Below are 5,882 nucleotides of genomic sequence, written 5' to 3' on the forward strand. Positions count from 1 at the left end.
TCGAGCCAGATCCAAGCTACCATGGACTAAGCTTCGTAGAGGCATTTGGAAATGCGGCATTTTCAGTGAAAGCAAGAGTGGCATATATTAGAGATATAGGATTTGTCCAAGCTCCTTTTAATGCATTTCTAACAGCTCTAGGCTTAGAGACACTTGCTCTTAGGATAGAAAAGCACAGTAGTAATGCTCAGAGGATAGCAGAATACTTAGAGGCTCACGATAAGGTTGAATGGGTAAGTTATCCTGGTCTAAGGAGCGATGCTACATACGAACTAAAGCAAAAATACCTTCCAAAGGGAGCCAGCGGAGTTATTGCATTCGGAGTAAAAGGAAGTGTCGATGATGCAAAGAAATTTATAGACAATCTTGAGGTTTTCTCTCTTGTGACACATGTTTCAGATGTAAAGAGCTGTGTGATTCATCCAGCGAGCACTACTCATAGACAGCTTTCAAGGGAACAGCTTGAAAAGGGTGGTATTACGGAGACATTGGTTAGACTTTCTGTCGGTATTGAAGATATTGAAGACTTGCTGGCAGATATAGAAAACGCATTGAGCAAGCTTTAGTATTTGCAAGGAGGGAATAAAAATGCCGATAATTATACCCAAGGATTTACCAGCATACAAGACACTTACTGACGAAAATATTTTTATCATGGATGAGCATAGGGCTAATACTCAGGATATTAGACCTCTGGAGCTAGCGATAGTAAACTTGATGCCTACCAAGGAAAAAACTGAAACACAATTGCTGAGAAGGATATCAAATACAGCACTTCAAGTAAATGTTGACTTTGTTCAGACGAAAACTCATGATAGCAAAAATGTAAGCAAGGAGCATCTGGAGAAATTTTATGTTTCATTAGATGACATAAGAGATAAAAAGTATGATGCTATGATAATAACAGGAGCACCAGTAGAAGAAATATCCTATGAGGATGTAGACTATTGGGAGGAGATGACAGAAATTCTTGATTTTGCAAGGAAAAATGTTTTTTCTACACTATTTATATGCTGGGCTTCTCAGGCAGCACTATACCATTATTATGGTATTGAAAAACACAGGCTAGATAAAAAATTATTTGGCGTCTATGAGTGTGAGCTGAACAAGAATACAATACTTACAAGTGGATTTGATGAATCATTTTTCATTCCCCATTCAAGGCATACATACTGCAAGCTTGAAGATATAAAAAAAATTGATGACATAGATATTATCTCATCCTCTTGTGATGTTGGTCTCAATATAGCATCAACGAAGGATGAAAGATTTATCTTTGTTGCTGGGCATGGAGAATATGATTTTGATACCTTGGAAAATGAGTATTTAAGAGATAAAAATGCGGGGCTTCCGATAGAATTGCCTAAAAATTACTACAAAAACGATGACATAAATAAAGGTGTTTCTGTGAAATGGAGAGCACATAGTAACTTATTGTTCTCAAACTGGTTAAACTATTGTGTATATCAGAGAACTCCTTATAATATAAATGAAATAGAAGAAAAAGCAATCTAGTATACAGAAGGGGGGGATTCCGATGGAGGTGTCTGAAATATCGGTAAAAAAAGTGAATAGACAGGAGTTGTTAAAATATCTTGGCTTTAGAGGACATGAGATTCCATCGGATGTAGACTCCCTAATTTATGAGTGTATTGAAGATATAAAGTCGTTTTCAAAGCCAAAATATATATACCAAATATTTGAAATCGACAGAGAGAAATCTGCTAAAAACAGAGATAGAGTGTTCCTCAAAGCTACAGATTTTGTCCTAATTGGAAATGATATTAATGAAATGCTATCAGAATGCGATAAATGTGTCCTAATGGCTGTAACTTTAGGTATTGTGATTGACAACAAAATCAGGATTCAACAGATACGAGATTTGACGAAATCAATAATATTAGATAGCTGTGCAAGCAGTGCGATAGAGTCTGTTTGCAATGAAATAAATGAAAGAATAGAAAAAAAATATAACGCCAAGGGGTTATTTCTGACTGATAGATTTAGTCCTGGTTATGGTGATATGCCAATTAGCCAACAACCAGAGTTCTTGAGAGTGTTGGATGCCCAGAGAAAAATAGGACTGAATGTTAGTTCTAGTGGTATTATGGTACCGAGAAAATCTGTAACTGCTATTATTGGTATTTCAAATAAAAGGCAGCTCAAGCGTTTTGCAGGATGCGAAAATTACAAGATGTTTATGAATTGCGAGTATAGAAAATCGGGTATATCCTATGGTAGATTTTAATGGAGGTAATAGGATGTCAATTTCAGAGGTACTAAAAAATTCAAATTTCGTAATACTTGATGGAGCTATGGGAACAATGCTCCAAAAATCTGGTCTAAAGCTGGGTGAGAGAACGGAGCTATTGAATGTTACCAATCAGGATTCTGTCACAGATATTCATTTCATGTATATCAATAGTGGTGCAAATATAGTCTATACAAATACCTTTGGAGCAAATGCTCACAAGCTGGAGGGCATTGGATACTCTGTGGAAGAGGTAGTACAGGCAGGTGTAAAGGCAGCAAAAAATGCTGTAGAAAAATCTGGAAAAAATCTTATGTCGCATTAGATATTGGTCCAATTGGAGAATTACTGGAGCCAAATGGAATCTTGTCGTTTGATGAAGCGTATGATATTTTTAAACAGCAAATGGTAGTGGGAGAAGAGAGTGGAGCAGATTTAATCGTAATAGAGACGATGACAGATCTATATGAAGTGAAGGCAGCGATTTTGGTGGCAAAGGAAAATACTTCATTACCAGTGTTTTGCACTATGACCTTTGAGAAAAATAAAAGAACCTTTACTGGATGTAGCTTGGAGGCTTTTGCGGCTACAGTGGAAGGCTTGGGTGTAGATGCCTTTGGTATAAACTGTTCTTTGGGTCCTGATGAAATCTTTCCAATGGCAAAGATACTGTCAGAAATTTCATCGACACCACTTATAGTTAAGGCGAACGCAGGACTTCCGAATCTAAATACTGGAAAATATGATATTGATGAAAATGATTATGCTGTTTGGGCTGACAAAATAGCTCAGCTGGGCGTAAAATACATAGGTGGTTGCTGTGGAACTACGCCTAGCCATATTGAAAAGCTGTCAAATAACCTGAAAAAGCATAGGATACAGTCAATAAAGGATGAAAAACCCCAGGTTTTCAAAGTGAGAACAAAGCCATCTTCAAATGTGTTTTACGATAAACTTTGTGGTGGAAAAAAGGTAATAGCAATAGAGCTTGATCCACCAGCAGATGTCGATATAGAAAAATATATAAAATCACTAAAGAGCCTGAAAGAGCTTGATGTAGATGCTGTAACTATAGCTGACTGTCCAGTTGGTCGAGCCAGAATAGACAGCTCACTGATGGCATATAAAATCAAAAATGAAGTGGGTCTAGAGCCAGTAGTTCATTTAACGTGTAGAGATAGAAATTTAAATGCAACAAAGGCATTACTTCTTGGATTAAATATAGAAAATATCAGAAATTTGATTGTTGTGACAGGCGATCCGATTCCAACGGCAGAAAAGGTGGAATAATCCCAATAGTCAGTCATAGAAATGCAGTTTTTATGAATGAAGAGATATCTGGCATAAATGTTGATGAAAAAATTATTGTTGCATATGAAAACTTAACTCGAGAAGAAGCTGCAGAGCTGGCAGTAAGTATGAGTCTTGAATTTATTGAGCAAATTGAGGAATATATAGATGGTCTATACTTAATCACACCATTCAATAGAGTAGATATAATAAGAGATATTGTCAACAAATATAGAAATAAAAAATAATAATGTGATATAATTTAAGGAGCATTTATTAAAGTGCTTCTTATTTTTTATTATGTTGAAAGGAATTTGTGGGGACTTATTATGAATATGAAACATTTGTTGGAATTTAGAAAAAATATGATATTGTTGACGGTCGCATCAATAATTGGTATGGCATATACCTATTATTCGAATGAAGGGAGTATGAATAATGACGGATTTACAATAGCTGCCACGCTTTCAGCTACTTTTTCATTTTGGCTTTTAGTTTCTATTGCTATTTTGGAATATAAAAAAAGAAAAAAAAGTATTCAACCAGAGAAAACTAATGATAGTAAAGTGAGCTATTATGAAGAAAAAGAGAAGCACAAAAAAAATAAAAAAAAGAAGAAAAATAAATAACAATTTTACAGCTAATACCTTGACTATTTTTTTATAAGATTATAAACTGTTATTTGTATAGAGTTTTTCTATACAAATATTATAACAACACAATTTTGAGATTGTGAATTTTATTTATTTTGGAGGTATTTTTTATGGAAGGGACAAATATTAAAAAAACAAAGTACCCTTTGGGATTCTATGCTTGTTGTCTTACCTACACATTTGAAAGATTTGCTTTCTATGGAAGTAAGCCGCTGTTAGTACTTTTTCTAATTACAGCCATCACTAAGGGTGGATTAGAAGTTAATGCCGCACAAGCAGCTATAATTGCTACTAATTTTACCGCGTTTACTTATATAGCGCCAGTAATTGGTGGATGGATATGTGATAAGATTTTAGGAGCAAGATATGCTGTATCACTAGGTTGCCTTATGATGGGAATAGGTTATTTTTTTGGCTGGAAGGCTACTAGTGTTACATCAATTAATTTGATGATTATTGTTGTATCAATTGGTACAGGTTTGTTCAAAGGTAATCTTGCTGGAATTATAGGTCGTTTATTTGATGATCCTAAATTACTTGACACTGCTTTTTCAGTTCAATATTCATTTGTTAATATTGGTGCAATGTTAGGGTCAGCAATTATGGGTGCAGTATACATGGGTTCATTCAAACATGGTGAAGTTCTTGGTTTTAGACAAGTATTTTTGGTTTGTGGAATATTAGTAATAATTGGTGGTGTATTTTTCACTTTATGCTATGGATTATTGCAAGGACAAGGAAAGAAACCATTCAAATATTTAACAGATGTTAATGGAAATGTTTTGGGTGTTGAAGAAAAAGATGGAGACTCCAAAGATGATACTTCTGCTCCACTTACAAAATTGGAGAAAAATAGAGTTATTGCAATAGTATTTATATCTTTTGTATCAATAATTTTCTGGTTATTCTATGAACAGCAATCAGTTGCATTGACTATTTATATGGATAAGTATGTAAATATGAAACTTTTAGGTATAACTTTCTCGCCTGCTCATGTATCTACTACATGGAATGGATTGCTTTGTGTGTTCTTGAGTTTGGGGGCAGCAAAACTATGGGCGACACTTGCAAAAAGACCACAAGGGGATTTAACTATGTTCCAAAAAGTTACAATGTCTTTTGTTTTTCTAGGCTTATCATATTTAATACTAACTTTTATGGAAATTACAAGAGGTGTTGGTGCTCCAGAATCTTCTAAGATAGGAGTAATTTGGTTATTTGCATTTGGTTTTGTATTAACATTAGGTGAGATTTGTTTCTCTCCTCTAGGAAATTCATTTGTTAGTAAGTATGCACCTAAAAAATATCTTTCATTGTTGTTAGGTGTTTGGTTGTTTGCAACATTTGTTGCGAATATACTAAGTGGTTATGTTCAAGGTTATATTGACAAACTTGGAATTATGGGTGTATTCATTACATTTACAATAGTTTCATTTGTTACAGCTATAGTAATGTTTATCTTGTCAAAGCCTTTAAACAAGCTTATGGGAGAAGATGGTGACAATTAGGATAAACCATTGCTTTTAAAAAATCTGAAATTTGACTAAGATGTCTAATATAAAGGGCTAGCGTTGATGATAAATTCTACATTTCGTTGTATGATGAAATTGGAAAATTGTCGGCGCTAATTTTTTCAGCAAAAAATACCATGGATAAGAAAAACTTGTCCATGGTATATATTAATATTT

At 34.3% G+C, this 5,882-nt stretch carries 7 protein-coding genes and 1 pseudogene; all 8 read left to right on the top strand.

Annotated elements, in window-relative coordinates; genetic code table 11:
• A partial coding sequence (locus tag BM120_RS10460) for a PLP-dependent transferase (protein ID WP_143076543.1) occupies positions 1 to 566 on the top strand: 566 nt, incomplete at its 5' end.
• 22 nt (positions 567 to 588) lie between these two features.
• Complete coding sequence (locus BM120_RS10465) at positions 589 to 1,515, top strand: homoserine O-succinyltransferase (RefSeq protein WP_091995804.1); 927 nt, start codon at positions 589 to 591, stop codon at positions 1,513 to 1,515.
• A 22-nt stretch (positions 1,516 to 1,537) separates the two neighbouring features.
• Positions 1,538 to 2,248, top strand: coding sequence for a vitamin B12 dependent-methionine synthase activation domain-containing protein (locus tag BM120_RS10470; protein ID WP_091995806.1), 711 nt, complete (start codon positions 1,538 to 1,540; stop codon positions 2,246 to 2,248).
• Between the two features lie 76 nt (positions 2,249 to 2,324).
• Positions 2,325 to 3,052 (top strand): annotated as a pseudogene (locus BM120_RS11320) (homocysteine S-methyltransferase family protein); the annotation flags it as partial.
• 138 nt (positions 3,053 to 3,190) lie between these two features.
• Positions 3,191 to 3,541: a methylenetetrahydrofolate reductase gene (locus tag BM120_RS11325; RefSeq protein ID WP_242941612.1), complete on the top strand. Its 351-nt coding sequence runs from the start codon at positions 3,191 to 3,193 to the stop codon at positions 3,539 to 3,541.
• A gap of 32 nt (positions 3,542 to 3,573) precedes the next feature.
• On the top strand, positions 3,574 to 3,789 hold the full coding sequence (locus BM120_RS11000; RefSeq protein WP_207645723.1) for a hypothetical protein: 216 nt from the start codon (positions 3,574 to 3,576) through the stop codon (positions 3,787 to 3,789).
• Positions 3,790 to 3,870: 81 nt separating this feature from the next.
• Positions 3,871 to 4,170: a hypothetical protein gene (locus BM120_RS10490; protein WP_091995809.1), complete on the top strand. Its 300-nt coding sequence runs from the start codon at positions 3,871 to 3,873 to the stop codon at positions 4,168 to 4,170.
• 134 nt (positions 4,171 to 4,304) lie between these two features.
• Positions 4,305 to 5,702, top strand: coding sequence for a peptide MFS transporter (locus tag BM120_RS10495; RefSeq protein WP_091995810.1), 1,398 nt, complete (start codon positions 4,305 to 4,307; stop codon positions 5,700 to 5,702).
• The last annotated feature ends 180 nt before the right edge of the window (positions 5,703 to 5,882 follow it).

Origin of the sequence: Peptostreptococcus sp. D1, from assembly GCF_900112955.1 — a bacterium.
GTDB lineage: Bacteria > Bacillota > Clostridia > Peptostreptococcales > Peptostreptococcaceae > Peptostreptococcus.

Coding starts and splice junctions, on each gene's coding strand:
- BM120_RS11000 (WP_207645723.1), top strand. CDS start 3,574: ATGAATGAAGAGATATCTGGCATAAATGTTGATGAAAAAATTATTGTT.
- BM120_RS10465 (WP_091995804.1), top strand. CDS start 589: ATGCCGATAATTATACCCAAGGATTTACCAGCATACAAGACACTTACT.
- BM120_RS10490 (WP_091995809.1), top strand. CDS start 3,871: ATGAATATGAAACATTTGTTGGAATTTAGAAAAAATATGATATTGTTG.
- BM120_RS10495 (WP_091995810.1), top strand. CDS start 4,305: ATGGAAGGGACAAATATTAAAAAAACAAAGTACCCTTTGGGATTCTAT.
- BM120_RS10470 (WP_091995806.1), top strand. CDS start 1,538: ATGGAGGTGTCTGAAATATCGGTAAAAAAAGTGAATAGACAGGAGTTG.